The following is a 26,687-nucleotide window of genomic DNA, read 5'->3' as shown; positions in this document are numbered from 1 at the left end:
ACCACCGGGAGTCCCATGCCCACCGAACTGCCCGGCACACCGGGCGTCTCCCCAGTCCTCCAAGTGCCGTTCCTGAGTGACGGCGGCCTCGACGAGGCAGGCTTCGACACCGTCGTCGCCCAAGTGCTCGGCACCGGCGTGCGGTCGGTGATGTTCCCCGGCTTCGCCTCCGAGTACCACAAGCTGTACGACGACGAGCGCCGCAGGCTTCTGGAGATCCTGCTCGCCCACACGCGCGGACGCGACGACGTCTGCGCCATCGTCGCCGTCCACGACCACGGGACCGTCGCGGCCGTGCGCCGAGCGCGAGAGGCCGTGGAGGCCGGCGCGGACGCGCTGAACCTGCTGCCTCCGCACTTCCTCAGCCCCTCGCGCGAGGCGGTCACCGCGCATCTGGCCGCCGTGCTCGACGCCGTGGCCCCGCTGCCCGTCGTCCTCCAGTACGCGCCCGCCCAGACCGGTACGGCCCTGGACGCCGCCACCATCGCCGCGCTCGCTTCGGCGCACCCCAACCTCAGGATGGTGAAGGTCGAGTCCCAGCCGCCGCACCGCCTGGTGGAGGCGCTGGCCCGGGGCAACCCGTCGCTGCCCGCCGTGATCGGGTACGCGGGGGTCCAGCTCCCGGCGGCGCTGGAGGCCGGGGCCGTCGGCGTCCAGCCCGGCTGCACCTTCACCGAGATCTACCAGGAAATCTGGGACCTGCACCACGGTGGCCGCCCCCAGGAGGCGCGGGCGCTCCACGCCAGGCTGCTGCCGTACATCTCCACCTGGATGCAGCATGTGGAACTGATCGTCGCGGCGGAGAAGCTGATCTCCTTCCGACGGGGCTGGCAGTCCTCCGACCACTGCCGCGCGCCGGGCTGGGTCCTCGACCACACCGAACGCGCGCTCGTGGACCGCTTCCTCGACGAGTTCGCCGATCTCCTCCCGGGAGCGGTCAAGTGAGCGGCCCGGACGTCGTCACGTTCGGCGAGGCCATGGCCCTGCTGCTCGCCGAACCCGGGCGGCCGCTGGAACACGCCGAGAACTTCCGCCGTTCGGTGGCCGGAGCCGAGGCCAACACCGCCGTCGCGCTCGCCCGGCTCGGCCACCGGACCGCCTGGTTCGGACGGGTCGGCGACGACGCCTTCGGACGGGCCGTCCTGCGCACCCTGCGCGGCGAGGGCGTCGACACCTCCCGGGCCCGGACGGATCCAGAGGCCCCCACCGGGATCATCGTGCGCGACTGCCACGCCTCACGCGCGATCGAGGTGCTCTACCACCGGGCCGGTTCGGCGGGCAGTCGGCTGGGCCCCGGGGACCTGGACCTCCCGTACCTCACCTCCGCCCGGGTACTGCACCTCACCGGGGTGACCGCCGCCCTGTCACCGTCAGCGCTGGAGGCCTGCGTCGCCGCCGCCGATGCCGCCAGGGCCGCCGAAGTGACGGTCTGCCTCGATCCGAACGTCCGGCTCCGACTGCGCCCCGCGTCCGAGTGGCCGGGTCTGCTGGCTCCCCTGATCGAGCGGGCGGATGTGCTGCTGACCGGCGCGGACGAAGCAGGGCTGCTGACCGGTGAGCGCGAGCACCGCGCCGCGGCGACGGCGCTGCTCGGCCGCGGCCCCGGTCTGGTCGTTCTCAAGGACGGCGCGCGCGGAGCCTCGGCCACCGACGGGGACGGCCACTGGACGGTCCCCGCCCGGCCGACCGCCGCCCCCGACCCGGTGGGCGCGGGCGACGCGTTCAACGCCGGCTTCCTCTCGGCCCGGCTGCGTTCGCTGCCGGTGCCGAAGGCGCTGGCCGAGGCGGCCGTCGTCGCCGCGCACGCCGTACAGGTCCCCGGCGACCTCGAAGGCCTGCCCACCGCCCGGCAGCGCGACGCGGCGCTCACGGGCACGCCCGACACCGTCATCCGATGAGCAACACCTCAGGAGAGACCATGTACCGCTGGGAACAAATGGATCTGATCGCACGCCAGAAAGTCATCGGCATCGTGCGCACCGACTCCGCCGTCAAGGCCGTGGAGATGGCCAGGTCCTGCCTGGACGCGGGACTGCGGGTCGTCGAGATCTCCCTCACCACCCCCGGTGCCCTGGACGCCATCCGGCAGATCACCGGGGAGCGCCAGGACGTGCTGATCGGGGCGGGTACCGTCCTGGACGAGACGTCCGCCCGGGCCGCCGTCCTCGCCGGCGCCCGCCTGCTCCTCTCGCCCTCGCTCCACACGGAGGTCATCAACTGCGGGCACCGCTACGGCGCGATCGTGCTGCCGGGCGTCGACACCCCGACCGAGGCGGTCGCCGCCATCTCCGCGGGCGCGGACGGGGTGAAGCTGTTCCCCGCCAGCCGCTGGAGTCCCGCTTCCTTCCGCGGTATGCGCGCGGCACTCCCCCAGATCCCGTTCATCCCCACCGGCGGGATCAACCCGCAGACGGCGCCCGACTGGATCGCCGCAGGGGCGGTCGCCGTGGGCATGGGCGCGTCCCTGACCGCGGGCACCCCCGAGGAGGCCGCCGCGCGTGTCGCCGGCCTCGGCGCGGCACTCAACCGCTGAGGCGGGCCCGGTCCGGGGCCCTGCCGCCGGCCCGCGTCCCGGCCGCGCCGCTCGCGCAGGGCCGACTCCGGGTGGCCTCCCAGCGCGGGGCGAGTTCTTCGAGCAACTCGCCGAAGCGTGCGCAAGTGATGCCGGACAGCGCAGGATGAGAACAGGCCGCACGGGCCCAGGCAAGCCTCACAACTCGCCCAACCCGCCGGGGCAGCGGGTCGGTGGTGACGTGGCGGCGGGCGCAGATGGTGCTGCTGTCCGCCCAGGGCACGCCCGTGGCGAAGACTGCCGAGGTGACGTTCACCAGCGTGGACCGGGTCCGGGATGTGATCCACAACGCCGACGGCTTCGACTCCCTCTACCCGAAGTACAAAGGCGGCCGCCCTTGGACCTTCATCCTGCCCGAGCGGCGCGAGATCAAGAAGATCGCCAGGGCCGGGCCGGCCGAGCGCGGTCTGCCGTTCTCGGCCTGGAGCCTGGCCAAGCCGGCCGACTTCCTGGTCGCCGCGGGGTTGGTCGACGACATCAGCCACGAGGGCCTTCGAATCCTGCTCCGCGAGGAGGGCGTCTCGTTTCAACGCATAAAGACCTGGAAGACCTCCCGCGATCCCGACTACGCCGCCAAGAAAGCCCGCGTTGAGCACCTCTACGCGATCGCCGACGGCGAAGTCTTACCCGAGGGCGGCGAGCCGAAGGTGGTCTTCTGCCTGGACGAGTTCGGCCCGCTCAACCTCCGGCCCCACCCGGACGGCAGTGGACCGAGCGCGGAGGACGGCACAAGAATCCCGACCGGGAGCCGCGGCCCCGACGGCGGGCGACCTACACCTGCCCGCACGGGGTCAGGCACCTGTTCGCTGCCTACGACCTCGGCAAGGACAAGCTCTACGGCCACATCGAGCCGAAGAAGAACCGGACAAGGTTCCTGGAGTTCTGCCGCTACCTGCGCAGCCTCTACCCGCTGGAGACCCGCATCGCGATCGTGCTCGATAGCTTCTCCCCACACCTGACCACGAAGAAGGACAGCCGGGTCGGCGACTGGGCCGTGGCCAACGACATCGAGTTCACCTACACGCCGACGAACAGCTCGTGGCTGAACCGCATCGAGGCCCAGTTCACCGCCCTGCGCTACTTCACTCTCGACGGCACCGACCACGGCAGCCACAAGGAGCAGGGCAGCATGATCCGCCGCTACATCATGTGGCGAAACCGTCACGCCGACGATCAAAGGCTACGAGCCGTGGTCGACAGGGCGAACATCGCCTGATACGGCACTGGGACAGAGCGGGCCACCCCGTCGGACCTGCGGCGGGCAACGCCGGTCGGCGGCAGCTGGCCCCGAGCGCAGGGCGGGACCAGCACTTCCGGAACCTCTAGACCTACATTGTGTACTTTTTTTGTGTACCTTTGCTGTATGGAGACCATTCCCCTTGGAGAGCTCAACCACCACCCGTCAAAAGTGACGGCCAGGGTCCGTGCAGGCGAGACGCTCGTCGTCACTGATCACGGCAAGCCCGTCATCCTCATGTCACCGGCCGAGGAACCCGCATCGGTCCTGGACCAGCTGGCTGCGTCCGGCCAGGTACGCCGTGCGGTGAATCCCGGCGCGATGCCCGAGCTGCTCGGCGATCTGGCCGAGCTGCCCTCTCTGTCGGATGCGCTGATCGCCGAGCGTGACCAGGAGCGCCTGCGTTGAGCCTCTACTACATGGACGCCTGCGCTCTGCTCAAGCTGGTGCAGCAGGAACCGGAGACGGCGGCGCTCCGCAGCTGGCGCAGCGGGCTGGGTGTCGACTCGCGTCTGGTGACGTCCCGGCTGGCCGGGATCGAGATCGCACGTACGTTCCGACGGGCAGGCGTCGACCGGCAGCGGGTGCCGTTCCTGGTGGGCAACGCGCTCACCGGCATAGACCAGATCATTCTCGACGACGACGTCCTCACCCGCGCCGCCGGCTTCGAAATCCGGAAGCTGGGCACCCTGGACGCCATTCACCTGGCGACAGCCGCCCCCCTACACAGAGAACTGGACGGGTTCGTCACCTACGACAAGGAACTGAGCAGCGCTGCCACAGCCGTCGGCCTCCAGCATCTGGCACCCGCCTGACCCCTGACACAGCTGGAGATGGACTACCGGCACAGCCCGCCCACCTGGCCGGAGCAGATCACGCGCGAGTACCGCCTCGCGCTGGTCCTCCCCGAGGGTGCGCTCGTCCTCACTGCCGGAAGCCGAAGCGCACCGGCCGCACGGGAGGTCTTCGAGCGGGCGAAGGACTCACTGGTCGCGAAGGGCTGACCGCCCCGGCCCGCAGGCACCGGCCGGGCGCGGGCGGGGGACCGAACCGCCGGGCCGGCACCGCCCTCCCCGTACCCGTTAGGGTGCTGCGCGCCCGGCGACGGTGGGGTCATCACCCGGGCCCGTTCCGGCTCCGCTGCCCGGAGGACCCGGTGTTCGGCTTCGCCGAGCAGCGCTGCGGCCTCCGGCCCCGTGTCGGTCGACGCCCGAGGGGCACCAGTCGGGAGGGCAGCGTTCCCGATGATGCCGGGAGAAGTGGTGGGGCCACAGGTCCCACCATCCGGGGGTCGGCACGTCATGCGGGCTGCCGCGCCAGGAACCAGGCGGGTCAACCCGGTTACGGACGAAGCGTGTGCTCGGGGAGTCCGCGCCCGAGTGCCGGGGCAGGACCGTGGTGGCCTTGAGTCCTGCGGCAGGCAGTGCGCCCTCGGGCCGTGGCTCGACAATCTCCTCACCAGCCCTTCGGGGACCGTACCCCCGAAGCCGCGGTCCCTCCACGACGCTCCGGACGACAGCAGCGGCCCCGCATGTCCGGCCGCTGGAGACCCCGAAGTGGCTGGGGCAAACTGGTCCGCATGGGCGTCGCCGTGCGTCGGCAGTGTGTTCCGGTCTAGCGGAGATGGACAAGATGGCAAATCAGAACGCGGAAGTGAACCAGTTCATGGCTGAGCTTGTTCCGCTTTGACGGACACCATCGGTGTGGTGGTCAGGCTGCGAGGGTGGCCTCGTAGTCTGTACTGGGCAGCCGCGATCGGAGTGGAAGATCACCGGACCGGCCGGGCGCCGGGTGCGGCAGGCGGAGCGCAGGGCATCGGCAACCAGCTCGGTTCGCAGGTGGTCGGCGGTGGCCCAGCCGACGACACGGCGGGAGGCGATGTCGATGACGGTGGCCGGATAGAGCCAGCCCTCGTCGGTGGCGACGTGGGTAATGTCACCGCACCAGCGGGTGTCGACCGCAGCCAGGTCGGGGCGGAAGTCGCGAAGCACCAGGTCGGGGCGGGTGGCCGCGTGCGGGTCCGGGATCGTGGTGGGGTGCCGGCGTCTGCGGTGCCGACCCGCCAGTCCGGCCAGTCGCATAAGCCGGGCCACCCTGCGGCGACCGCAGCCGGCGCCCTCGCGCTTGAGCACGGCGTGAACGCGCGGAGCCCCGTAAGTTCCGCGGGACTGCTCGTGCACGGCGGTGATCTGCTCCGTCAGCTCGGCGTCCCGCACCGCGCGGGGTCCAGGGATGCCGGTGCGGCGGGCGTAGAAGGCGGCTCGGGAGACCTTGAGCAGTTCACACACACGCTTGACGCTGTGACCTGCGGTTTTCTCCGCCTCGATGAACGGGTGCACGCTCACCGGGTCTCCTTCGCGAAGAAAGCCGTCGCACGCCTGAGGATCTCCACGTCCTCCCGCAGCCTGCGGTTCTCCCGCCGCAGCGCGGCCAGTTCCTCGCGCTCGCCGCTGGTCAGGCCGTCCCGTTCACCAGCGTCGACCTCGGCCTGCCTGACCCAGTCCCTCACCGCGGTCTCGGTCAGGTCGAAGTCCTTGGCGACCTGACCGACCGAGCGGTCGCCCCGCCGGCACAGATCGACTATCTCGGCCTTGAACTCCGGAGTGAACGAGCGGCGAGGGCGAGGCTTCTTCTTCCCCATGCTCTCCATGATGGACATCATCCTTCCGAGACCGAAGCCCCTGATCTCCGATGTCCGTCGAAGCGAAGCAAGCCCACGACGGATCCGCCCCGGTTTCCGGGACAACAACGGCCGCTGCTGTGGCACCGCCGGCGCCCTCGCCCTCGCCTGCGACCGCCAGGTCGAACGCGGCGACGGCCGCGACTTCGCCGACATCCTCGTCGCCGACCTCGCGGCCCGCGCGACGACCGACGCCAACGGCCTCCGCTGGTCCAATGCCGAACACCGCCAGACACCCAGTGACCTAGCCCCCGCCACCAGCTGGGCCATGGGAAACGCGGGCATCACCAGGGAGCTCCTGCGCCACGCCCACATCACCGCGAACCGCAGTACGCCGTCCCCTTCCCGGACCACCTACCCACTGCCTGAGTGCCAGACTGAACGCCGCCGCCCAAAGGCCCTGCACGCCGATTCGCGGACGGCGAACGCCCTGATCAGACAGCTCAGCTGACGTCGAGCGGCGTGTGCCGCACGGCGAGGCCGGCTCAGATCGTGGATCGCACCCCCAAATTTTGAACGCGTTCAACCATTTTGGTCTAGGCTCACCCCGAGACGAGGGAGGGGCAGCCGGTGAAGATCGTGATTCCCGGTGGGACCGGACAGGTCGGCGCGGTCCTCAAGCGCGCACTCGACGCCGCCGGCCACGAGGTCGTGATTCTCACCAGACGTCCCAGGCGCGAGGGCGAGGTCCACTGGGACGGTAGGACCCCGGGGCCGTGGACGGCGGCGGTGGACGGCAGCGATGTCGTGATCAATCTGGCCGGACGCACGGTGAGCTGCCGGTACACGGCGGCCAATCTGCAGGAGATGATGGACTCCCGGGTCGACTCCACCCTGGTCGTGGGCGCCGCGATCGCGGGCGCTACCCGACCGCCCAGGGTCTGGCTGCAGATGAGCACCGCCACGGTGTACGCGCACCGCTTCGACGCCCCCAACGACGAGGCCACCGGTGTGATCGGCGGCACCGAACCGGGCGTGCCGGACTACTGGGCGTACAGCGTCGAGATCGCCAAGGCCTGGGAGCAGGCTCAGCAGCAGGCCGAAACGCCGGCCACGCGCAAGGTCGCCCTGCGCTCGGCCATGGTGATGAGCCCGGACGCCGGCGGGGTCTTCGCCGTCCTGCTGGGACTGGCCCGCCTGGGTCTCGGCGGGCCGGTCGCCGGCGGAGCGCAGTACGTGTCGTGGATCCACGAACACGACTTCGTGCGCGCGGTGGAGTTCCTGACGGACCGGGAGGACATCGCGGGGCCCGTGAACCTGGCCGCTCCCCATCCCCTGCCGCAGCGCGCGTTCATGCGCGCTCTGCGCTCCGCGTGGGGTGTACCGGTGGGTCTCCCCGCGACCAAGTGGATGGCCGAGGCCGGCGCGTTCGCTCTGCGTTCCGACACCGAACTGCTGTTGAAGAGCCGCCGCGTCGTCCCGGGCCGACTGACCCAGGCAGGCTTCGACTTCCAGTACCCCAAGTGGCCGCAGGCCGCCGACGAGCTGGCGCGCCGGGTCCGCAAACGGGCCGGGAGCGGTTCACCGGCACACCGGTGAAAGGAACCGGGACGCCGGCCGAACCGGCCGCCCCGTCGGACCCTGGCCAGCCTGCGCAACCCCGCCACCGGAGCCCTCCGCCTGGCCGAATGCACCAGCCACCACGCGCGCAACGCCACCCTCCCCCGGCCACCCTCGGCATCACCTGATCAAACCGGACAGAACCACGAGAACGCTGGGCGCGGGTTATGGGCCCGGTGGGTGGCTGGTTCCAGCCGGGGGCGGGTTCGGTGGTGCTGGTCAGCAGGGCGGGAAGGCGGTCGACGGAGGTGAAGGGGACGCCGGGGTCGGTGATGAGGCGGCCGGGGTGACCAGCAGGGGGATCACCGTTCACGTACGGTCCGGCGCGGCTCCGCGGATTCGTGCCGCGGCGGGGGCGTGTTCACGGATGATGCCGGTCTTGGTCAGGAGTTTCCTGCGGTACTCGGTGAAGTCGCTGAGGTGCTGGGCAGTGTGGTCGACTCCGATGGTCCGGTGCGGGTTCCTCGCCTCGACCACCCAGAGCCTCGCGTGTTCGGGGTCGGCGACGAGGATGCCGGCCGACGGCTTTCCGCGCCCGGCGGTTTGCCTGGTTCCCGCTGTTCAGGTCGGACACCGCGGACGCGCTGCCCGGCGCAGAGGGCGCAGCGTGAGTGTGCCGTCGGGCCCGCCGTCGATGCGGGTGCCGAACTCCCGGCTGTGCCTGTCGAGGACTGCGCGCAGCCACTCGGCGTCCTCGGGTGGGACGTGCTCCAGTCGCATCCTGCGCGCCCGCAGGGGCAGCATCCGCGCGGCGACCAGCCGCCCGGTGTCCGCCTCCACCGACACCAGGTACAGGACCCGCAGGTCGTCCCGGTATCTCTCGTAGCCGCCGATGCCCTCGTAGTCGTCGACGAGGTCGCCGCAGCCGTACAGGACGAGCCTGTCCCGGTACACCTCCAGCGGGCGCGGGTGGTGCGAGGAGTGTCCGTGGACGACGTCAACGCCCGCGTCGAGGAGCGCGTGGGCGAAGCGGACCTCCGAGCGGGAGACGTCGTAGCCCCAGTTGGGGCCCCAGTGGATCGAGGCGACCGCGATGTCCCCCGGTCTCCTGACCTGCCGCAGGCGGTCGGCGAATGCGGACGCGGCGGCCACCGAAGGCTCCTCGACGACGTCGACCCCAGCCCACTGCCCGGTGGCCGCCCAGCCCTTCGGGATCCCACTCGACGGCATCCCGAAGGAGAAGACCAGCACCCGTCCGCCGGCGCCCAGGGGCACGATCGCCGGCTGCTTCGCCCGCGCCTCGTCCGGGCCCGCCCCCGCCGTCCGCAGCCCCGCCTGCGCCAGGGCTCCGAGCGTCTCGTGGAGGCCGCGCGGGCCGAAGTCGAGCACGTGGTTGTTGGCCAGCGCGCAGACGTCCGGCCTGGCCGCGGCCAGGCACGGCAGGTTGGCCGGGCTCATCCGGTAGTGGACGCCCTTGCCGGGCGCGAAGTCCCCGTCAGCGGTGACGGCGGTCTCCAGATTGACCACCCGCGCATCGGGGGCGGCGGCGTCCAGGACCGGCAGCGCCTCGCCCCATGGCCAGCGGAAACCGACGGGCCGGGGAATCGGTCCGTTCGCCGCCTCGGCCAGGCCGACATAGGCGCGGGCGTCGCGGATGTACGTCTCCCGCAGCGCCGGCGCACCGGGATGCGGCAGGATCTGGTCGACGCCCCGGCCGAGCATCACGTCCCCGCCGAGGAACAGGGTGACCACGCCTTCGCGCACGCTTCCAGGCTAGAGCCGTCGCCGACGACGCGGGCGGGCCCGCCCGCGTCGTCGGCGGGCGGTCCTGTACGGGAGCCGTGCGGCGGGAGAGCCGGGCACGGGCCGGGCCGGTCACCGCCTCCAGCCCGGCGGCCTCCCCGGGAAACGGCGATGCCCGGGGTGTCGCCGCGCGCCCGGTGCGGGCCGGCGGCGTCCGGCCCGTGCACATCCGCGCCGCCGCTACGGACCGCCACGGGCCGAAACCCTGCCGCCCTGGCGGCACTGGACGTACGCGTGGAGGAGCTCCGCCGCGGCACGTCCGCACCGGCCGCCGCCCGCCGAGCCGTGCCCCGCGCCGTGGTGGGCGTGCGTACGGCCCGTCGCCGGACCGGCTCGGCGCGGCCGCCGGTGCCGTCGCACGCGACGTACTACAAGGTCCCGGGCTCCTCGTCTCCCGCGCGGACACGGAGCAGCCCGCGCCGCAGCGGTACGCGTTCTCTTCCCGCCGGGGTGAGGATGGAGGTACGAGCGCGTCCCGTTGCGCGCAGTACTCGCTGTGTTCCCGGACGAGGAGGCGGGATCGTGTTCTTCGAGGATCGTCGTGATGCGGGCTGGCAGCTGGCGGCCCGGCTCGAGCATCTCAAGGGCACCGGGGTCGTCGTCCTGGGGCTGCCGCGTGGAGGCGTGCCGGTCGCGGCGGAGGTAGCCGAGACACTGGGCGCCCCGCTGGACGTCTGCCTGGTGCGGAAACTGGGCGTGCCGTACCAGCCGGAGCTGGGGATGGGCGCGATCGGTGAGGGCGGCGTCCGTGTGATCAACGACGAGATGGTACGCACCGCTCGCGTCACCCAGGAGGAGCTGGCCGGGGTCGAGGCTCGTGAGCGGGAGATCCTGGAGAGCCGCGCCCGGCAGTACCGGGGCGGGCGGGCACCGGCCGGGCTCGCGGACCGCACGGTGCTGATCGTCGACGACGGGGTGGCCACGGGGTCGACGGCGCGCGCGGCCTGCCGGATCGCCCGCGCCCGCGGGGCGGCACGGATCGTGCTGGCGGTCCCCGTGGCGCCGCGGGACTGGGCCGTACGGCTGGGCTCGGACGCCGATGAACTGGTATGCCCGCATACTCCGCGGGATTTCCACGCGGTCGGCCAGTTCTACGCCGACTTCTCCCAGACCGACGACGAGGAGGTCGTCGCCTGTCTGGAAGCGGCGGGGATGCGCGCCGTGAGCGCCGGCCGCGCTCCGGCGCGTCCCGCGGTGCCCACGGACCGGGAGGCGGACGTGCGGGCCGGTGCGGTGGTGCTGCCCGGGCGGTTGACGGTGCCGAAGGGCGCGATCGGGGTCGTGGTGTTCGCACACGGCAGTGGCAGCAGCCGGCACAGCCCACGTAACCGGTTCGTCGCGGCCGGGCTGAGCCGGGCCGGTCTCGGCACCCTGCTGTTCGACCTTCTCACCGGGGAGGAGGAGCTCGACCGGGCCAACGTCTTCGACACGGCCCTGCTGGCCCGGCGTCTTACGGACGCCACCGGCTGGCTGCGCGGACAGCCCGGGTGCGAGGGGCTGCCCGTCGGGTACTTCGGCGCCAGCACCGGCGCGGCCGCCGCGCTCTGGGCCGCCGCCGAGCCGAACGCGCGGATCGCCGCGCTGGTCTCCCGCGGTGGCAGGCCCGACCTCGCGATGCCACGGCTGCCGGCGGTGACGGCACCCGCGCTGCTGATCGCCGGGGGCCACGACGAACTGGTACGGGAACTCAATCGCGAGGCGCAGGCCCGGCTGCGCTGCGAGAACCGCCTCGCGGTCGTCCCCGGAGCCACCCACCTCTTCGAGGAGCCCGGCGCCCTGGAGAAAGTGACCGATCTGGCCCGGGACTGGTTCACCGACCACATGACCCCGGCTGATCACACGGCGGCCCGATTCTGAACCACACCTCGGCACGGAGTCGCTGGCGGTTCGACCGGCCCGTCACCGCCGTACGTATCCGGACCACACCTCCGAAGCCCGGCCCCGCCGCCCCACGGCGGGGTCCAGGCTTCCCGATCAGCAGGTGGGACCTGTCGGTGCTGGAGTCGCCGATCAGGCAGAGAGCATGACCGGCCTGGGACCAGCCGGGCCGGCGAGGACTGCTCCGGGACGTTGGGTTTCCCGCCTCTGCCCGCACTCTCGCCGCACTGATCGAACAGCCGCCCCGCAGAACCCTGCTCACGGGTACCGCGATACGCGCTCTCGCCGGCCTGCCGCACCACCTGGGCCACCCCGAACTCCTCCGCCTGTCCACGTGCGTCCAGCGCAAGGTGGCACACCGGCAGATAGCCCGGCAGCCGCATTCGGGCCCGTAACGCGGCAGGCGCCGAACGCGGCGGTTGATCCAGTAGACCGTGGCGCGCTGTCCGACAGCGGCGGAGCGGATGTCCTCGGGGTCGCGGGCGTCGAAGGGCGGACGGTGCCTGTGCGAGGGTGGCCCTATGACGTGGAACGGTGACGAGTACCAGGCCCGGTTCGACCGCATAGCCTGCAAAGGAGGGGACGTCCACGGCGAGGCCGCGCTGGTACGCTCCTTCGCGCCCAGGACCGTGCTCGACGCGGGCTGCGGCACGGGGCGGGTAGCCATCGAGCTGGCTCGCCACGGAGTCGCCGTGACGGGCGTGGACATCGACGAGTCAATGCTCGCCACCGCCCGGCGACTGGCACCGGAGATCCCCTGGTGCCGGCACGACCTGGCCGACCTCGACCTGGGGCTGTCGTTCGACGTCGTGGTGATGGCAGGCAACGTCCCCCTGTTCACCCCGCCGGGGACGGAACCGGACCTGGTGGCCGGGGTGGCGGGCCACGTCCGGCCGGACGGCCACCTCATCGCCGGGTTCTCCCTCGACCGCGGATACACCCTGGACGACTACGACGCCCACTGCCGTGCGGCCGGGCTCGTCCTCGAGGCCAGGTACGCGACCTGGTCGCGCGCCCCCTACACCGGTGGAGAGTACGCCGTCTCGGTGCACTGCCGGCACTGACCGCCACCTCGGCCGGAGCAGCCGGCCCCTGGTCAACGCCGCCTGCCTCCGGCTGAACGGTGGCCGGACACGGTGCGGGCCGGCTCGCCCGAACGACCGCACCGTCACCAGCCGCCTTCACCACAGACGACCACCGCCCCCGGCAACGCCGGGGGCTCCGTGCTTCCCGGCGGGCAACGCCGTGCCCACTGCAAAGCCCTGCCCCGCTTCACCACCGGCCTCGCCCCCTCACACCCGAACAACACGGCCGATTCCGCCTGATCGTGACCCAGGTCTTCATCCCCGGCCTCCGCACCGGCCGCTTCGCGCGGCCCTCCGCGAAGCGCGCGGGTTCGCGGATTCCGGGGCGTCGTGAGGAAGGCGGCGATCCGGCGCCCCTGCCCCGAGGACGCGTGCGGGCTCGGGCTTGGCCTCCGCCCCGGGTCGAAGGTCTACCGCTACAGCCCCGACCGCTTCGACGTGATCGGCGCCCTGGTCTGCCTGGCGGGGATGGTGGTCATCATGTACGCCCCGCCGGTCTCGATGACGTGCAGGTGGACCTTCCCGTCCGGCACTTTCTGCAGTTCGTCGAGCACCGCGAACCGCACGGAACGCCGGGCGAGGTCACGGCCGCCCGCCAGCTGCTGGGTGTAGCGGGTCGGGCGAAGCACTCCCGTCTCGTGCTCGGCACGGCACGGCTTTGCGCAGCGACCGGGTGTGACCGTCAGTGGCCACGAAGACGTTCCATCGGCTCTGTGGCGCATGCGTGAACAGGGCAGTGGGCCCATCTCTCCGCGCCCCGCGAGATGGCGGGACCGCGGGGCCGGCAGCAGGGCGTGCGGCACGGGTGTCCCATCTCGAAGGCGGCGCGCAGGGTGTCGCGATGGGCGCGCACATAGCGGATGTCCGCCTCGTACAGGCCGATGTGACCTTCCGCGATGTGTTGCTGGAACGCCTCGTTGCCCCGCGCGGCCTGGTCGCGCATGAAGTCGATGAGGGCCTGCAGCCGGTCGGGGACGACATCGACGACCTCGGCGCCCACGCCCGGCCCGTACGCCCGGCAGAAGGCGGCGATCCGGCGCCCCTGCTCCTGCGGCGTGCCGAAGCTCTCCGGGTTGTCCGGCCCCTGCAGCGGCGCGAACCGGTACACGGCGTAGGCGACGTCGGGGCGACGCCAGCGGCATCGACTGGGTTGGATGACGCAGCCACTGGGTTCGCTGTCAAAGGACACCGACCGGTCTCCCCCAGGGCCTCCAGGGTGAGGTCGGCCTGCGTTGGGGCGGGTCGTGCGAATGCTGCCCTACGACCGGGCGCGGGCGAGGAACACGGCGAGAGCACCGGCGGCTTCGGGCTCGGTGGTGGCGAGCCGGGCCGCGAACGCCAGCTGGTCGATGTCGGCGCCGGGGACCAGGCGGGCGAGTTCGGCGAGCAGCGCGGCGTGCGCGAGGACCGGCGACGGCAGAAGGCCGGCGGCGGCCTCGCGGGCAGCCGGATCCGCGTAGTGCCCGAGGTGCGCGGCCAGAGCGTGGGCGAGCCAGGTGTCGATATCGCTCTGGACGTACCCGCCCGCGCGGCGGGTGAGTTCGTCGCGGACGGCTTCGTCGCCTGCGCGGGGCTCGGTCTGTTCCAGCGTGCCCAGCTCGCGCAGCGCCTGGAGCTCATCGGCGCTGGCGGCGATCCGGGCCGCTTCGTGTAGCTCGGCTTCCCGCGCGGCGGCGGCCGCGGCGTCGGCGGCGCGCTCCGCCTGGACGACATCGTCGGCGTCCGGGTCGTAGACCGCGCCGGGCCCTGCGTCGGCGAGCAGCTGGTCGAGGCGCTCCCACTCTGCGAGCTCCGCGCGGCCGCGAACATCGTCGGCCAGGTCCTCGTGCTGGAAAGCCTGCCGCGCGTCGAATCGGGCGTCCTCGAGGGCCGCCGCACGGCACTGGCGTCCATGCCCTTCGCCCGGCGCCGTACGACGCGGCGGCCGATGCGGGCGGGGTCGACCGGCTCGCGGGGCGCGGCGACGCGCGGGGCAAGCGGTCGACGGGTACCGCCGCCGGGCGGCCACATGTTCTTCGGGCGGTTTCATGACCAGCAGGGAACACCGCTCCAGCGGCATGAGGCCGTAGAACGGTGCCGCGCCTGAGCCGCTGATGTGCGTGAGGAACCGCCGATAGGCATCGGGAAGAACGATGTCGTGCTCGGCCTCAAAGGCAGCAACGCGTGCTTCCGCCGGCTTCGGACCGGGGAAGAACTTGTGTTGTTCTTCCCCGAAGGAGTGGCTGCGCAGTGGCTGGAACGGGATCGCGGCGAGCTTGCGACGCAGGCGGGGTATGCGGGGATCCATGGTGCATCTTCTCTCGTCCCCGTCACCCTATGGGTGGCTGCAGTCAGCCGGCCAGAAGCACCCCCTTCCGCAGGAGAGCGAAGCCGGCCCGGCCGAATCTGGCGCTTGAGCATGATCCGATTGACGGGTCCTTCGACGACGCCGGAGTTCCAGGACAGGGTGAGGCCGGCGATGACGGCGTCGCGGTCACGTTCGATGCCTGCGGCAAGGGTGTGGAGGCCGGGGAACTCCTGCCCCTGCTGGACGCGGTCCCGCCGATCCACGGCCAGCGGGGACGCCCTCGACGCAAACCCCGGCGGCTGTATGCCGACCGGGGCTACGACTTCGACAAGTACCGCCGCCTGCTGTGGAAACCCGGCATCAGGCCCATGACCGCCCGACGCGGTGTCGCCCACGGCTCCGGTCCGGGCAAGGTGCGCCGGGTGGTCGAGCGCGCCTTCGCCCGGCTGCACCAGTTCACACGACTCCGCATCCGCTACGAACAACGCGCCGATCTCCATCAGGGCCTGCTCGAACCGGCCTGCAGCCTCATATGCCTCCGCCGCCCCCGGACCTCATTCTGAAACGATCAGTTAGTAGGGCTTGGTCAGGTTTGGTTGTTGGTGGCGTGTCCGGATGTGTGGTTGTGTCGTTGACTGGGTGTGAAGCCTGAGGACTTGGCCGCGGTCCGGTGTGATCTGGAGGATTTCGCGGCGGATGTCTTCGAGCCGTTCGCGCGGAACGATCAGCGTCGGTGGGGGCAGGTCTACCTGCGTGGGCTGCTGACCGACGGGCAGCGCTAGTCGGTCGAGCCGATGGCGGCCCGGCTCGGGGAGGACGGGAACCGGCAGGCCCTGGCCCACTCGTCCAGCAGGGGCAGCAGCGGTTCGTCCGGGCGACCGCCGCCTGGATCGGGGGCGCCACCGAGCAGACCCCGGCCTGGGACGTCAGCGCCGTGCTGCCCACCATCGCCGACTCCGCCGGCCAGCAACCCGGGACGAGCCGGTGCACGGCCGGAACCCAGGAAACCAGGCCTCCGGGCGCATGGTGCCGGGGGCAGGGCCTGTCCGGTAGGTGCCGGGCAGGCCCTGGCCAAGTGTTTTCCCCGGGTGTCAGCCGGTGAGGTCGGGGCGTTCGGTGACTCGGATGGTGTTGACCAGGGTTTTTCCGGTGTTGGCGACGAAGCGGAGGTTGAGCTGGCCGTCGGTGACCTGGACGGTGAAGGCACGGTCGTGGACGGTCCGTACACCGGCTTCGAGGGCGAGGTCGAGGTTGGGGACGTACTGGGTGCCTTCGGCCATGACGTCGAAGACGCGTTGGGCGGGGCGTTTGCTGTCGAGTTCGGCGAAGCCGAGTTCGACGCGGTAGGTGCCGGGGGACAGGCCGTCGAAGCGGTACTCGTACGTGCCCTGGCGGGCGGTGCGGTACAGCTTCGGGTCACTGGCCGGGGGGACGCCGACGATGGGGCGGTTGGTGGACTGGCGGCTCGTCTTCCCGAGGTGTCCGTGACCGCCGGCCGCATACGGCGTGTCGGGGGTCCAGGTGTCGCCCAGCGGGTCCACCGAGGCTGCGGTGGCCCCGGTGTCGAGGGCGGTCTGGTAGGCGGGGACCGCGACCGTGACGGGGATGTCGAGGACGGGGGTGCGGCCGCTCTGCGAGGTCAGGCGCAGGGTGCCGCGCAGGACCGAGCCGGGCAAGGCGCCCGTGGTGTCGATCGCCAGGGTGATGGTCCGGCGTTCGTCCCGGGCCAGGTCGCCACTGGTGGGTGTGGGCACGATCCAGCCCTTGCCGTCCTTCTCGGCGAGGGTGAAGGGGGTGGGTGAGCCGGTGTTGTGGAGGGTGAGGGTGCGGGTGCGCTGCTGCCCGGCGGGGACGACCACGGTCAGTGAGGGGGTGTGGGGGGTGACCCGGCCGGTGTCCAGGGTGAGGTCGGTGACGGTGACCCCGCCCGGACGGGGGGCGACGCGTGCCGCGCCGGGGACGTAGGCGGGCGCGGTGACCGCCAGGTCGTGGTCGGCGGGCGCGGGTACCTGGAGCGCGTACTGCCCGTCCGCAGCCGTGGTGTCACGGACGCCGCCCGCGGTGGCGGCCGCGTCCGCCACCGGTTTCCCGTCGTTGGCGTCGGTGACCGTCCCCGACACCACCGCCGTCTTCGTCGTCCGGAAATGGATACTCATCCCGTCCCGGACCGTCTTCTCGTTGTACGAGAACATCAGCGCGTCGGTGCCGTCACCGTTCTCGACTCCGATCGTCGCGTGCTCGCCGCGCTCGGAGGGTCCGGTGCCGATGTCCTTGTAGTGGAAGGACGCGGTGCCGTCCTCGCCGACCACCGCCGCCACCGAGACCCGGTCCCGCGGCCCGGGATCGTACGAAGGGATCAATAGGTTGCGCCATTCGACGACGATCTTCCGGTGCGGGGCGGTGCCGGTGACGGACCAGTACACACCCGCCTCGGCGTCGATCCGGATGTCGTCCCAGAAGGGATAGAGCGCGGCGTTGGGAGCGCGAGGCATCGGCAGCGGCTGGTTGTCGGATTCATGGGACATCTCGCCAAAGGCGAGCACTCCCGAGGCGCTGTAGGTCGCCGACCGGTAGGTACGCCCGTAGAACGGGACCGGGAAAGGCAGGTCGAACGTGAACTCGTGCGGGTACGGCAGCTGGGTCTCCCCCCGGGGGAAGGGCACGCCCGCGCTGACCGTGCAGGCCGTGCCGAAGGCATCGGTCCGGTCGGCGAGGGCGAAGTCCTTCACCGCGTCGGCGCTCACCTCGACCCGGACGGTGGCCGCCGCCGCGCACCGGTAGCCCGGGGTCACCACGAGGTCCCAGGCACCGAGCGGAAGGCGCAGGCGATAGGTACCGTCCGGGCCGGAGGTGGTGGTCGCCGGGGTGCCCTGGATTTTCACCGTCGCGCCTGCCTCGGCCCCCGCGTGACTGGTGACCTTCCCGGTGACCTGGGCGTGAGGGGCCTCAGTCAGCGTGAAGTCCTTGACGGCGGTGCCGTTCTCGACGACGGTCACTGCTCCGGTCTCGGTGAGGTAGCCGAACCCGGTGACAGTGATCCGGTAGTCGCCCGCCGTCATCCGAGGCACCCGGTAGCCGCCGTCGGCTGCCGTGGTGACTGCGGTCGTCATCGGCCCCTCGAAGCGCACGACGGCATCGGCGAGCGGGCCGACGGCCGTGGTGACCGTACCGGTCACCGCGCCGAGCGGGCCACGCGGGGCCGCCAGGACGGCGGCGTACGCGTCGAGGCGTCCCTCGCCCCAGACGTTGTTGTCAGCGGCCGTGCCGCCGCAGCTGAGGTCCTCCGTGTCCACGGCAGAGCCGTCGAGGATCCTCTCCGTCTCGGCGACCTTGCCGCGCAGCGCGGGAGCGGCCGACCAGATCAGCGCGACCGCCGCGGCGGTGTGCGGGGAGGCCATCGACGTACCGGAGATGGAGTGGTAGCCGCCGCCCGTCCATGCGGAGCGGACATTGACTCCGGGTGCGGCGATATCGGGTTTGACGCCCTGGCCGTCCCCCGGGCCCCGTGAGGAGAACGGGGCGATGGTGTTGTTGCTGTCGAACGCTCCGGTGGAGTACGAGGTGGCGTAGGCGCCGGGCACCCCGCTGGACGCGCAGCGGGGTCCGTGGTTGCCGTTGGCGAACGCCGGGAAGATCCCCGCGTCCCGCCATGCCTGGACCACTCCCGCGTACCAGGGGTCCGGGTCACGGGCGCCCCAGGAGTTGTTCACCACGTCCGGAGCCAGCTCCGGGCGGGGATGGGCTCCGGCCCGGTCGGTGGGGGCGACGATCCACTGCCCCGAGCGCATCAGCGCGGTACGGGAGCAGCCGGCGTCCTCGCAGCCCTTGGCGGCGATCCACCTCGCGCCCGGGGCTGCCCCGACCTGGTTTCCTGCACCGCCGTCACCGGCCATCGTGCCCATGGTGTGGGTGCCGTGGCCGTTGTTGTCGCAGGGCGCCGAGCCGGAACAGATCCGGGTCGGGTCGAACCAGTGGTAGTCGTGATCGTGGGTGCCGTCCGTCTTGAGCCCGCGGTAGCGCGTCTTGAGAGCGGGATGCGTGAAGTCGACCCCGGTGTCGATGTTGGCGACAACGATGCCCTCGCCCCGTACACCGAGTCCGGACCACACCTTCGGCGCGTTGATCCGGTCCACGTTCCACTCGACGGCGTTGACGCCCGGCTCCGCCCGGCCCGGCAGCGGCTCGGGGAGGGGCAGCGGGTCGTCCGCCTCCAGGGCGGCGACCTCGGGCCGGGCCGCGATCTTCTCGGCGAGGGCCTTGCCCGCGGTGACCTTGATCGTGTTGACGATCCAGAAGGACTCGTACGCCGCCCCCTCACGCTCCAGCAGCGCCTTCAGCGGGGCCTGGGTGCGCTCGGCATGCGCGGTCTTCGACTCGTAGAGCGTACGCGTGCGGTCGGTCTTGACGCTCTTCTCGCGGGCGGCGGAGCTGTCCGCCTCATGCGACAGGGCGACCCAGAAGGTCGCCCTGCTCGTCGCGGTCCGGTCGCTCTTGGTCTTCTTGGTGTTCTTCGCTTCAAGCTGTGCGCGGACCGCGCTTTCCGTCTTGGCACGGTACGGGGACGCCTCGTCGCGTACCGGCGTGGTCGCCGGTAACGCGCCGTCAGGCGGGGCCCAGGCTGGTAATGCCTGTGCGGGGGCCGTGCCGAGGACGAGTACGAACGTCAGGGCCGCGGTGATGAGTGCGGCGGGGGTGCCCCGCCGTCCCGGTGTGCGTCTAGCCACGGACAATCCTTCTACGGGTGGGTGGTTTCGCACTGACCTACGCATCGTGAAGGAATTGACCGGTACATGTGAAGTACGCCGCAGGAGCCAGTTCAGGCCGATTCCGGCGCAGCAGCCACACCAGGCCCGACTCGCGCACAGACCGCACCGGGCGGAACTCCGGGTCCTATCCGTCCGACCGCTGAGCATCCCGCGCCACCTGGACGCCGGGTGCACGGCCGGCGATTCCCCGCCGCCGAGGCTGGCCGACCGGCGGGAGTAGCGCAGCCGGCCGAGGAACGCGTCGGCGCCCGCTGGGGCGCGGAGCCGCCGGCCTTGCCCGTCGCTGCGATCGACGCCCCGGAATACACCCACAGCGAAACGACGGACGAAGAAGCCGACTACCCCACGCCCCGCCGCGCAGGAGGAAGGTGCAAGTCAGCTGTCGTTGTAGCCCCACGCACTGTAGGCGTTGTAGGCAGTGGATGAGCACGCCTTGTCGTGCAGGCGGCTGCCGTAGCCCCCGAGCTCGTTGAGGTTGCTGTCTCCCAGAAGTTCTTGCCACAGGTCGCCAAGGAGCGGGGTCCGAGCATGTTGTAGCAGGTCCCCGACCTATGATTCACCCAGTTACCACTGGAGTTCTTGAGCTGGTTCACCCACTGAACGGACGTCGTGGTGCGGTCGTCCATGGTGCGAGCCACACCTACTGAGGTTGAATTCGTGAGGTCGCTTGGTTACTCAGGTGGGCCTGATGGTCAGGCCGGTCTCGGTGCGGCAGCCGTCTATGAGGTCGCTGCGGTACTGGATGTGCCGTAGGCCGCGTCGGATGCGCTGGACGAGGTGTTCGGGAGTGCTGAAGGCGACGTTGGAGAGCCGACCCCGTCAAGGAGGGACCAGATCCCTTCGACGGGGTTGAGGTCGGGCGTGTCGGGCGGCAGGTAGGAGATGGTCAGCCAGTCCCGGGCTTCGGCGAACTCCCGTAACCCAGTGGCTTTGTGGACGTTGCGGTTGTCCCAGATGAGCACGATCGGGCCGCCGAGCTGCTGGTGGGCTGCGGTCAGCAGGTCCCGGTAGTCGCGCCAGGAGAAGCTCTTGCGCGCCCGTCACGTCGGCCGTCGTCCCGGCGCGGCCGGTAGATCAGCCGGGACCGGCGGCGGGTTTGTAACAGGTCAGCGCGGCGATGGACACCCGTCTGCGGGAACGACCGCGGACCCGCACCACCGGGGTCCGGCCCCGCTGGGACCAGGTCTTCGCCTGCGGCGTCATGGAGAATCCGGCTTCGTCCTCGAAGACGAGACAGGTTCCACGGGCCGCCGCGAGCCTTCCGCGCAGGGCCACACCTCCCGGGCCCACGCCGCCACCGCGTCGTCGTCCCGCTCCACTCCACGTCGGACCGGGACCTGGCACGACCAGCCGTTGCGTACCAGCAGCTTCCGCACGCCCTGGATCGTATAGGTCAGGTGGAAGCGCCGGCCGATCACCGTCTTGACCCGGGCGAGTGTCCACCGCTGGTCCTCCCAGCCGTGCGCGGCCGGCCCCCTGGCCGGCTCCGCCTCCAGCTACGTGAACTGCCCCTCGCTCAGCCTCGGCAGCGACGCCGGCCCCTGCGACCGCAGAGCACGCGGGCGACCCTCCTCCCACGCCTGCCGCCACCGCTGCACCGATCGGACACTGCCCCGCAGATCCCCGGCGATCGCCGAGCTCGCGTCCCCCTGGGCGAACCGCTCCGCCGGTTCGAGCCGTAACCCCTCGCGGAACTGCTGACGTTCGGCGGTCACCCGCCCCCTTGTGGATACCGCATGCCTCCGGTGATAGCGCAGCCGACGGCCGGCAGTCACCCCCCACGACACCACGAGTTCAACCTCAGTAACCCTCCAGGACACCCGCCACGGGCCCTTCCCTCGCCCCTGCCCGGGGCGAGGGAAAGGCTCTGTGGGCCGCCCTCGGGCCGGGCCGGATGGCGCGGGCCTTGGCCCGGGGACGGCGGCCACCGCCGCCGAAAGCGAGCGGATCGTCCGGCGATGCCCCGGCGATGCCCTGCGGTACCACCGGACGGACGGCGCGGCGGGCGAATCCCCCGGCAGGCCCTCCAGGATCTCGCGCCGCCCGGGAGGCGCCTTCGTGATCCGGCGGGCCCGCCGTCGGCACGGCGGACGGAGTACAGCAGGAGCCCCGGGCCGTACGGTGTGGCTGTGGGGCGACCCGCGACGTACCGTCCCGCGACCACCATGGGCCCTGTCGGCCGTCCCGGCCCTCGCCCGCAGACAGCAGGAGCTGAACATGACCACACCGCGTGACCTGATGTTCGTAGCCCTGGACGCGGCATCCGGTCGCCGACCGGCCCGGGGTGAACTGTCGCTCGCGCTCGCGGGAGCCGAGCTGATCGACCTGATCGCCACCGGGGCCGTCGAGCTGGACGGCGACCGCATCGTGCCGGCCGGCGGGCCCGCGCCCGACGACGCGCTGTTGCGGGCCGCTGCGTCGGCACTCGTACGGGAGGAACCCTACGAGTCGGTGGACGACTGGCTGTGGCGCCGCGGCCGTGACCTCTCCTCGGTGTACCGGGCCGCTCTGGAGGCCGAGGGGCTGCTCACCCGACCGCGGAGCCTCAGGCTGCCGTTCGGGGCGGGCGGTGAGCCCACGCCCGTCGATTCGCCCGAGCGCCGTCGCGCGGCCGACCGTCTGGCGGCGGAGGAGTCCGTACTCACCGCCCTCGCGGCGACCGTGCGAATCCACGACGAAACCACCGACAGCTCCGACGGCTCCGCCGGTTCCGCCGAGTCCGTGGGCCTGCCGGACGGCGTGGAGGCGGTGCTGGCCGCGCTCGGCGACGCGGAATTGGAGCTGGCCGCCGTACGGCAGCGCCGGGACGTGGAACAGGCGGCCTTCGACAACATCTGGCGAGCCGGCTGACAGTCCCCGTGCCCCGCCCGTCCGGAGGTCCGGGCCGCGTCGATCGCCTTCCCCTGGGTCCCGACTCCTGCCCACCGATACCAGCGGGTAGCCGAGCGAAGGGCCGGACGATGTGGGGCGTGTGAGCGGTGGTCGCGGGTCTCCGACGATCCAGCCGTACGACAGGACTCTCCGGTCGCCGCACCGAGGGGAAAGCAGGCCGTACGGCTCGTCGGGCGAAGCCGCCGACAAGGCGGCCGCGTACCAGCCCGGCGTAGCACTCCACACTCACATGAGCCGGGACGGCGGCCTCACTCCTACGCAGGCCAGGCACGCGTCGGCGGCCGCCGGAGGGCAGGCCCCCGTCGGCGGCGACCGCCATGCCGTCCACTTCTCCCGCGGTCCAGAGGCCGTCGGCCGTGAGAACGCCGGTGACGGTCACACCCGGTTCAGGCAGAGCGGGGAAATGCTCCACACCCCGCGATGCCGGCCGCAGCCGGGGCAGCGGGCCCCGCGCGGCCGGTGCGGCCGGTGCGGCCGGTGCGGCCGGTGCGGCCAGCGTGGTCAGGAGGTCCGCGAGGGGGACGTAGGAACCGCCCCGGCGGCTGGTCACGGACAGCAGGGCGTGGAAGAGTGCCTCGGCGGTGATCAGGCCGGAGACCATCGCTCTCCGCGCGGGCTGCGCCAGTGGCCGCGGCGGCTTCGGCCGGGCCGGTGACCACCGTGACGCCGGCGGAGCCCGCCCCGGCAACAGGTTTGACGACGCACGGAAAGCCGACCCGCGGGTCCGCCAGCGCGGCCCTCAGCCCGGCGTCGTCCCGGACGAGGACCGTGTACGGGGGTGCGCATCCCGGCCGCCGTGAACGCATCGGCCATGGCGGCCCTGTCCCGGGCCGCGTGCGCGGGCCGGGTCACTGCCGGGCACCCCCAGGTCGGCGCACATACGCGCGGAGAGTTCGGTCAGGTACTCGTTGACGGTCAGCACCGCGCCGACACCGACACGGCGGGCGTACGCGGAGGCTCGCCTCTCGAACGCTGACCCGCCTCCACGGGAACCGGTGCGCCGTCCCCACTCACCACCGGCATTCACGGCGGTCATTCCTTCACAGGACTTGAGCCAGGTCCGGCACTCGAGAACAGAGCCGGAGCTTGTCAGCGGTTGAGGTCAAGCAGGGGGACGTTGTGTCCGTCGTAGGCCTGCGGGGTGACGGTGGCGATCAGGGCGTCGGCGTCCCATGCGGGCAGGTGGCGCACTGCGTGGACCGCCGCGGCGATTCCCGCGGGGACGCCGTCCCGGCGCAGGCGGGCGACGGCGAGTGTGGCGGGGTAGTCGAGGTCGGCGGTGTGGATGACGTCGAGCTGTCCGATGTGTTCGGCGATTCCCGGGTTCTCGGCGTCGGCTTCCAGGATGGAGAGGACCGGTGCCCACAGGCGGGTGCCGCTCTCGAAGTGGGCCCGGTGGATCAGGGCGGACACCTGCCGGTTTCCGGACAGAGCCAGGAGGGAGGGGGTGTCCAGAACGAGGTGGTGCTGGATCACGCGCCTACGCCCGGCCTGTCGCCGAAGGCGTCGCGGAGGCGGCGGCCCATCGCCGCGCTCTCCTCGTCGGTCACGTCGACCCCGAAGTGCTCGGCCAGATAGGCGCGCGTGGCCTCCGCGCGCTCCCGGCGCTCCTCCTCGGTGAGCGTCGCCTCGGCGAACTCCTGCACCAGGGAACGGATCGACGTCCCCCGCGACTCCGCGATGACCGCCAGACGGTCACGCACCTCCGACGGAACCCGGATCATGGCATCAGACATACCCCGCAGTATACATGCGCGTATACGCCCGGGTGCGGGATACGGGCGATGGTGGGCCCACCCGGCCGAGGCATCGACCGGGCCAAGGCCCTGCGTCATGCCCATGCCGGGCGTGAGCGGGGGGCACGGCTCTCGCAGATGCCGAGCTGCTGGGCGGAAGCACGACCGTAGGGGAAACAGCAGGACAGCGGCCAGTCCCGACGGGCAGGCTGGTGCCATGCACCTGCCCTCGTCTCCTGTCATCGGCTGTGCCGCCGGGATTGCCGAGCACGTCTTCGCCATGGCCGATCTGCGCCTCACGGTGATGAAGTCCGGCCTCGACGAGTGCACGCCCAAGTCGCCTCACAGCAGGCAGAACTTGATGGCGGACACCGCGTACGAGGCCAAGCGGAAGGCTGCCTCCCCCGGCTCGGCCGAACGAAAGGGGTTGCAGGAGTTCGTCAGACTGGTCGCCGCCCGCGTGGCACCGGCAGAGCCCGGTGAGATCCGTCCGGGGACGCCGTTCTGGCAGCTGTATGAAGCACTCCGGGCCGACGGCTTCGATCTGCACGCCGACCACGACCCAAGCGACGGTGATCTCACCGGCGTCCGTCTGCTGCCGCTGGACGAACCCGCGGCTCCGCTCAGTACAGAGATCACGGCACTGGAGGCCGATTCCGACCGGCTGGGGACACCCGTTGCCAAGAACGCCTGTCGGCAAGCAGCGGACAGCCTCGTCGACCAGCGATTCGAGGCCGCGATTTCATCCGCGGCCTGTGGCAGATCACCCACACCGACGGCCCCCACCGGACATCGGACGCTGGTGAGGCGCACTTCCGGATGCAGGTCGGTGAGTTCAGGGCCTCCAGTCGCGCAGTTGTTCGGCGATGCGGGCGGCGGTGCAGCGCGGGTCGTGCAGCTCGTGGGCCAGGGCCGTTAGTTGGTCGCGGGTGGGGTCAGCGGGGATGCCGCTGGCGTTGAGGTACATGACGGCGACGGCACATGCGACGGTGAGGTTGGACCGCTCGAGCCAGCGGCAGCGCCCGAGGGTGTGCACGAGTGCGGCGGCGCGGGCATGAGGGTCGCCGTATACGGGCTGTTCGAGGAGTTCGGCGCGGTGGCGGGAGTCGGCCGCGAGCGGCACTCCGAGGTCATCGGGTGCGGGGTCGCGCTGGCCGGCGCGTTCGGCGACTTCCAGGATCCAGGACAGGTCGACGTGCAGGGGCATGCTCACGCAGCGGCGCCCCGGTCCCTCGGGGCCGGGGCGTGCTGGGATTCGAGGTCGGCTTCCAGGCCGGCGAGGAAGTCGCCGTGGGTGTCGATGAGGCGCTGGGCGGCGGTCATGCCTGCCGCGCGGGCGCCGGTGGTGTCCTCGACGATGAGGCGCTCGACGTACTTGTTGAAGTCCAGCCCGCGGGCCGCGGCCGCGTCCTTGCCGGCGGCAAGGACGCCGGGTGCCAGCCGGAGCTGGGTCTGCTTCCTGTCACTGCTGCCCATACCAGCAAAGGTAGCAGGGTGGTAGCAGGCAGGTCAGATCGGGCCGAAGCGCAGCGAGAGGTGTCACATGTCATGCCAGCCCTCAGCAGCCATGTCGTGCCAGACCGGGTTACTGGAAGCCACGCTCAGGACTTCGAAGGTCACAGCTCAGGTTTGAGACAGAGCAGCACGGCTAGTGCAATGGTACCGGCCACGGGGCCCAGCAGCGCGAACCGGGCGGAGCGGGCGAGACGACAAATGCCGGGTGCGAAATAGAGAGGTGTCACGACGGCTGCGATGAGGCCGACTTGAAGCCCGGCCACTTTTGTCAGCGGGGTCAGCACCGTGATCGGTTGCATCCAGGCGATGGAGATAGCAGTCGTGAGAAGGACGGGGCCGAACGTGATCAGCGCCGTCCCGCTCCAGAAGAGCAGGGCGAGGACACGACACGCAGGCCCGTCGGCCAGGTCGCGGGGCACGACATTCCGGGTCACATTCACGGATCCGGCCTGCCGTCGGCGACCGGGCGGCGACATGAGCACGACTACTCATCCGGGGCCTCGCCACGTACTCATCCCCGGGACGCACGTCACCGGCACCTCCGTGGCCGGAAATCCACCGCACAGCCTTCCTGAAGAACCTTCACACATGCGGCGGTACGGCAGTCGGGCCGGTCGCGCGGTATCGCGGCACAATGCCGACGTCCTAGCCGGGGCCGCGTCACTCCCCGTTCCATCTCTTCCCACTCGCCCGACGCCCGGCAGGGAGGGCGCGGCTGGCCATCGCGGGCTACGGG

General features: G+C 71.6%; 25 protein-coding genes and 7 pseudogenes. 17 read left to right on the top strand and 15 right to left on the bottom strand.

Features of this window, described 5'->3' with window-relative positions; genetic code table 11:
* The first annotated feature begins 15 nt into the window (after positions 1 to 15).
* The 7 genes and pseudogenes from ACFYT4_RS27050 (at position 16) to ACFYT4_RS27020 (ending at position 4,813) form a co-directional block, all read left to right on the top strand.
* Positions 16 to 945 carry a dihydrodipicolinate synthase family protein gene (locus ACFYT4_RS27050; protein WP_389274238.1) on the top strand — a complete coding sequence of 310 codons (930 nt, stop codon included), beginning with the start codon at positions 16 to 18 and terminating at the stop codon, positions 943 to 945.
* Entirely contained in the window at positions 942 to 1,898 is a 957-nt protein-coding gene (locus tag ACFYT4_RS27045) for a sugar kinase (protein WP_389274235.1), read from the top strand. Before ACFYT4_RS27050 ends, ACFYT4_RS27045 begins: the two co-directional genes overlap by 4 nt.
* Positions 1,895 to 2,533, top strand: a complete 639-nt coding sequence (locus ACFYT4_RS27040) for a bifunctional 4-hydroxy-2-oxoglutarate aldolase/2-dehydro-3-deoxy-phosphogluconate aldolase (protein ID WP_389274232.1) — start codon at positions 1,895 to 1,897, stop codon at positions 2,531 to 2,533. The genes ACFYT4_RS27045 and ACFYT4_RS27040 overlap by 4 nt, the downstream gene beginning before the upstream one ends.
* 236 nt (positions 2,534 to 2,769) lie before the next feature.
* Positions 2,770 to 3,788, top strand: a pseudogene (locus ACFYT4_RS27035) (IS630 family transposase).
* 147 nt (positions 3,789 to 3,935) lie between these two features.
* Entirely contained in the window at positions 3,936 to 4,217 is a 282-nt protein-coding gene (locus ACFYT4_RS27030; protein ID WP_389274229.1) for a type II toxin-antitoxin system Phd/YefM family antitoxin, read from the top strand.
* A complete protein-coding gene (locus ACFYT4_RS27025; protein ID WP_389274226.1) occupies positions 4,214 to 4,624 on the top strand; it encodes a type II toxin-antitoxin system VapC family toxin in 411 nt (136 codons plus the stop codon). Before ACFYT4_RS27030 ends, ACFYT4_RS27025 begins: the two co-directional genes overlap by 4 nt.
* An 18-nt stretch (positions 4,625 to 4,642) precedes the next feature.
* Positions 4,643 to 4,813, top strand: coding sequence for a hypothetical protein (locus ACFYT4_RS27020; protein WP_389274223.1), 171 nt, complete (start codon positions 4,643 to 4,645; stop codon positions 4,811 to 4,813).
* A 636-nt stretch (positions 4,814 to 5,449) separates the two neighbouring features.
* Here the strand turns inward: ACFYT4_RS27020 and ACFYT4_RS27015 are convergent.
* Together ACFYT4_RS27015 and ACFYT4_RS27010 are read right to left on the bottom strand one after the other, a co-directional pair.
* Entirely contained in the window at positions 5,450 to 6,154 is a 705-nt protein-coding gene (locus ACFYT4_RS27015) for an IS3 family transposase (protein WP_389274220.1), read from the bottom strand.
* Positions 6,151 to 6,459 (bottom strand): transposase, encoded by a 309-nt coding sequence (locus ACFYT4_RS27010; protein WP_389274217.1) that lies wholly within the window; start codon positions 6,457 to 6,459, stop codon positions 6,151 to 6,153. Before ACFYT4_RS27010 ends, ACFYT4_RS27015 begins: the two co-directional genes overlap by 4 nt.
* Between ACFYT4_RS27010 and ACFYT4_RS27005 the strand changes: the two genes are divergently transcribed.
* Complete coding sequence (locus ACFYT4_RS27005; protein WP_389274214.1) at positions 6,458 to 6,940, top strand: hypothetical protein; 483 nt, start codon at positions 6,458 to 6,460, stop codon at positions 6,938 to 6,940. The genes ACFYT4_RS27010 and ACFYT4_RS27005 overlap by 2 nt on opposite strands.
* A 119-nt stretch (positions 6,941 to 7,059) precedes the next feature.
* Positions 7,060 to 8,028: a TIGR01777 family oxidoreductase gene (locus tag ACFYT4_RS27000; protein WP_389274211.1), complete on the top strand. Its 969-nt coding sequence runs from the start codon at positions 7,060 to 7,062 to the stop codon at positions 8,026 to 8,028.
* 330 nt (positions 8,029 to 8,358) lie between these two features.
* Here the strand turns inward: ACFYT4_RS27000 and ACFYT4_RS26995 are convergent, their stop codons facing one another.
* Positions 8,359 to 8,526: a hypothetical protein gene (locus ACFYT4_RS26995; protein WP_389274208.1), complete on the bottom strand. Its 168-nt coding sequence runs from the start codon at positions 8,524 to 8,526 to the stop codon at positions 8,359 to 8,361.
* Positions 8,527 to 8,610: 84 nt separating this feature from the next.
* Positions 8,611 to 9,753, bottom strand: a complete 1,143-nt coding sequence (locus tag ACFYT4_RS26990) for a CapA family protein (RefSeq protein ID WP_389274205.1) — start codon at positions 9,751 to 9,753, stop codon at positions 8,611 to 8,613.
* A 561-nt stretch (positions 9,754 to 10,314) separates the two neighbouring features.
* On the opposite strand from ACFYT4_RS26990, the gene ACFYT4_RS26985 reads away from it, so the two are divergent.
* From ACFYT4_RS26985 to ACFYT4_RS26975, 3 genes and pseudogenes are all read left to right on the top strand, one after another.
* Positions 10,315 to 11,649: a phosphoribosyltransferase family protein gene (locus tag ACFYT4_RS26985; RefSeq protein WP_389274202.1), complete on the top strand. Its 1,335-nt coding sequence runs from the start codon at positions 10,315 to 10,317 to the stop codon at positions 11,647 to 11,649.
* Positions 11,650 to 12,191: 542 nt separating this feature from the next.
* A complete protein-coding gene (locus ACFYT4_RS26980) occupies positions 12,192 to 12,734 on the top strand; it encodes a class I SAM-dependent DNA methyltransferase (protein WP_389274199.1) in 543 nt (180 codons plus the stop codon).
* 438 nt (positions 12,735 to 13,172) lie between these two features.
* Positions 13,173 to 13,247 (top strand): annotated as a pseudogene (locus tag ACFYT4_RS26975) (hypothetical protein); the annotation flags it as partial.
* 190 nt (positions 13,248 to 13,437) lie between these two features.
* On the opposite strand, the gene ACFYT4_RS26970 reads toward ACFYT4_RS26975, so the two are convergent.
* Together ACFYT4_RS26970 and ACFYT4_RS26965 are read right to left on the bottom strand one after the other, a co-directional pair.
* Complete coding sequence (locus ACFYT4_RS26970) at positions 13,438 to 13,944, bottom strand: hypothetical protein (protein ID WP_389274196.1); 507 nt, start codon at positions 13,942 to 13,944, stop codon at positions 13,438 to 13,440.
* 822 nt (positions 13,945 to 14,766) lie between these two features.
* Positions 14,767 to 15,042 (bottom strand): annotated as a pseudogene (locus ACFYT4_RS26965) (SMI1/KNR4 family protein); the annotation flags it as partial.
* Positions 15,043 to 15,266: 224 nt separating this feature from the next.
* Between ACFYT4_RS26965 and ACFYT4_RS26960 the strand changes: the two are divergent.
* From ACFYT4_RS26960 to ACFYT4_RS26950, 3 pseudogenes are all read left to right on the top strand, one after another.
* Positions 15,267 to 15,605: pseudogene (locus ACFYT4_RS26960) on the top strand (IS5/IS1182 family transposase); the annotation flags it as partial.
* Between the two features lie 93 nt (positions 15,606 to 15,698).
* A pseudogene (locus ACFYT4_RS26955) lies at positions 15,699 to 15,884 on the top strand (transposase); the annotation flags it as partial.
* Between the two features lie 17 nt (positions 15,885 to 15,901).
* Positions 15,902 to 16,009: pseudogene (locus ACFYT4_RS26950) on the top strand (DUF2267 domain-containing protein); the annotation flags it as partial.
* 124 nt (positions 16,010 to 16,133) lie between these two features.
* Here ACFYT4_RS26950 and ACFYT4_RS26945 read toward each other — a convergent pair.
* The 4 genes and pseudogenes from ACFYT4_RS26945 to ACFYT4_RS26930 all read right to left on the bottom strand — a co-directional run bounded on the left by ACFYT4_RS26945 (position 16,134) and on the right by ACFYT4_RS26930 (position 21,523).
* Positions 16,134 to 19,766 (bottom strand): S8 family serine peptidase, encoded by a 3,633-nt coding sequence (locus ACFYT4_RS26945; RefSeq protein ID WP_389274193.1) that lies wholly within the window; start codon positions 19,764 to 19,766, stop codon positions 16,134 to 16,136.
* A gap of 717 nt (positions 19,767 to 20,483) precedes the next feature.
* Positions 20,484 to 21,011, bottom strand: a pseudogene (locus ACFYT4_RS26940) (transposase).
* Positions 21,008 to 21,226, bottom strand: a complete 219-nt coding sequence (locus tag ACFYT4_RS26935; protein WP_389274190.1) for a winged helix-turn-helix domain-containing protein — start codon at positions 21,224 to 21,226, stop codon at positions 21,008 to 21,010. The pseudogene ACFYT4_RS26940 and the gene ACFYT4_RS26935 overlap by 4 nt, the downstream one beginning before the upstream one ends.
* Positions 21,227 to 21,304: 78 nt before the next feature.
* On the bottom strand, positions 21,305 to 21,523 hold the full coding sequence (locus tag ACFYT4_RS26930) for a helix-turn-helix domain-containing protein (protein WP_389274187.1): 219 nt from the start codon (positions 21,521 to 21,523) through the stop codon (positions 21,305 to 21,307).
* Between the two features lie 502 nt (positions 21,524 to 22,025).
* On the opposite strand from ACFYT4_RS26930, the gene ACFYT4_RS26925 reads away from it, so the two are divergent.
* Entirely contained in the window at positions 22,026 to 22,658 is a 633-nt protein-coding gene (locus ACFYT4_RS26925) for a GPP34 family phosphoprotein (RefSeq protein ID WP_389274184.1), read from the top strand.
* Positions 22,659 to 23,789: 1,131 nt separating this feature from the next.
* Here ACFYT4_RS26925 and ACFYT4_RS26920 read toward each other — a convergent pair.
* Complete coding sequence (locus ACFYT4_RS26920) at positions 23,790 to 24,176, bottom strand: hypothetical protein (protein ID WP_389274181.1); 387 nt, start codon at positions 24,174 to 24,176, stop codon at positions 23,790 to 23,792.
* Positions 24,173 to 24,436, bottom strand: coding sequence for a hypothetical protein (locus ACFYT4_RS26915; protein ID WP_389274178.1), 264 nt, complete (start codon positions 24,434 to 24,436; stop codon positions 24,173 to 24,175). Before ACFYT4_RS26915 ends, ACFYT4_RS26920 begins: the two co-directional genes overlap by 4 nt.
* A gap of 217 nt (positions 24,437 to 24,653) precedes the next feature.
* Between ACFYT4_RS26915 and ACFYT4_RS26910 the strand changes: the two genes are divergently transcribed.
* The gene (locus ACFYT4_RS26910; protein ID WP_389274175.1) at positions 24,654 to 25,355 is read left to right on the top strand and encodes a hypothetical protein; all 702 of its coding nucleotides are present in this window, start codon (positions 24,654 to 24,656) and stop codon (positions 25,353 to 25,355) included.
* On the opposite strand, the gene ACFYT4_RS26905 is transcribed toward ACFYT4_RS26910, so the two are convergent.
* From ACFYT4_RS26905 to ACFYT4_RS26895, 3 genes are all read right to left on the bottom strand, one after another.
* On the bottom strand, positions 25,272 to 25,643 hold the full coding sequence (locus ACFYT4_RS26905) for a fic family toxin-antitoxin system, toxin component (protein ID WP_389274271.1): 372 nt from the start codon (positions 25,641 to 25,643) through the stop codon (positions 25,272 to 25,274). The genes ACFYT4_RS26910 and ACFYT4_RS26905 overlap by 84 nt on opposite strands.
* A 2-nt stretch (positions 25,644 to 25,645) precedes the next feature.
* Entirely contained in the window at positions 25,646 to 25,912 is a 267-nt protein-coding gene (locus ACFYT4_RS26900) for a hypothetical protein (protein ID WP_389274172.1), read from the bottom strand.
* A gap of 140 nt (positions 25,913 to 26,052) precedes the next feature.
* Positions 26,053 to 26,433, bottom strand: a complete 381-nt coding sequence (locus ACFYT4_RS26895; protein ID WP_389274169.1) for a hypothetical protein — start codon at positions 26,431 to 26,433, stop codon at positions 26,053 to 26,055.
* Positions 26,434 to 26,687 lie beyond the last annotated feature (254 nt).

It is taken from the genome of Streptomyces sp. NPDC004609 (assembly GCF_042873655.1).
In the GTDB taxonomy this organism is placed as follows: Bacteria; Actinomycetota; Actinomycetes; order Streptomycetales; family Streptomycetaceae; genus Streptomyces.
This window is presented reverse-complemented; position numbering and strand designations above follow the sequence as displayed.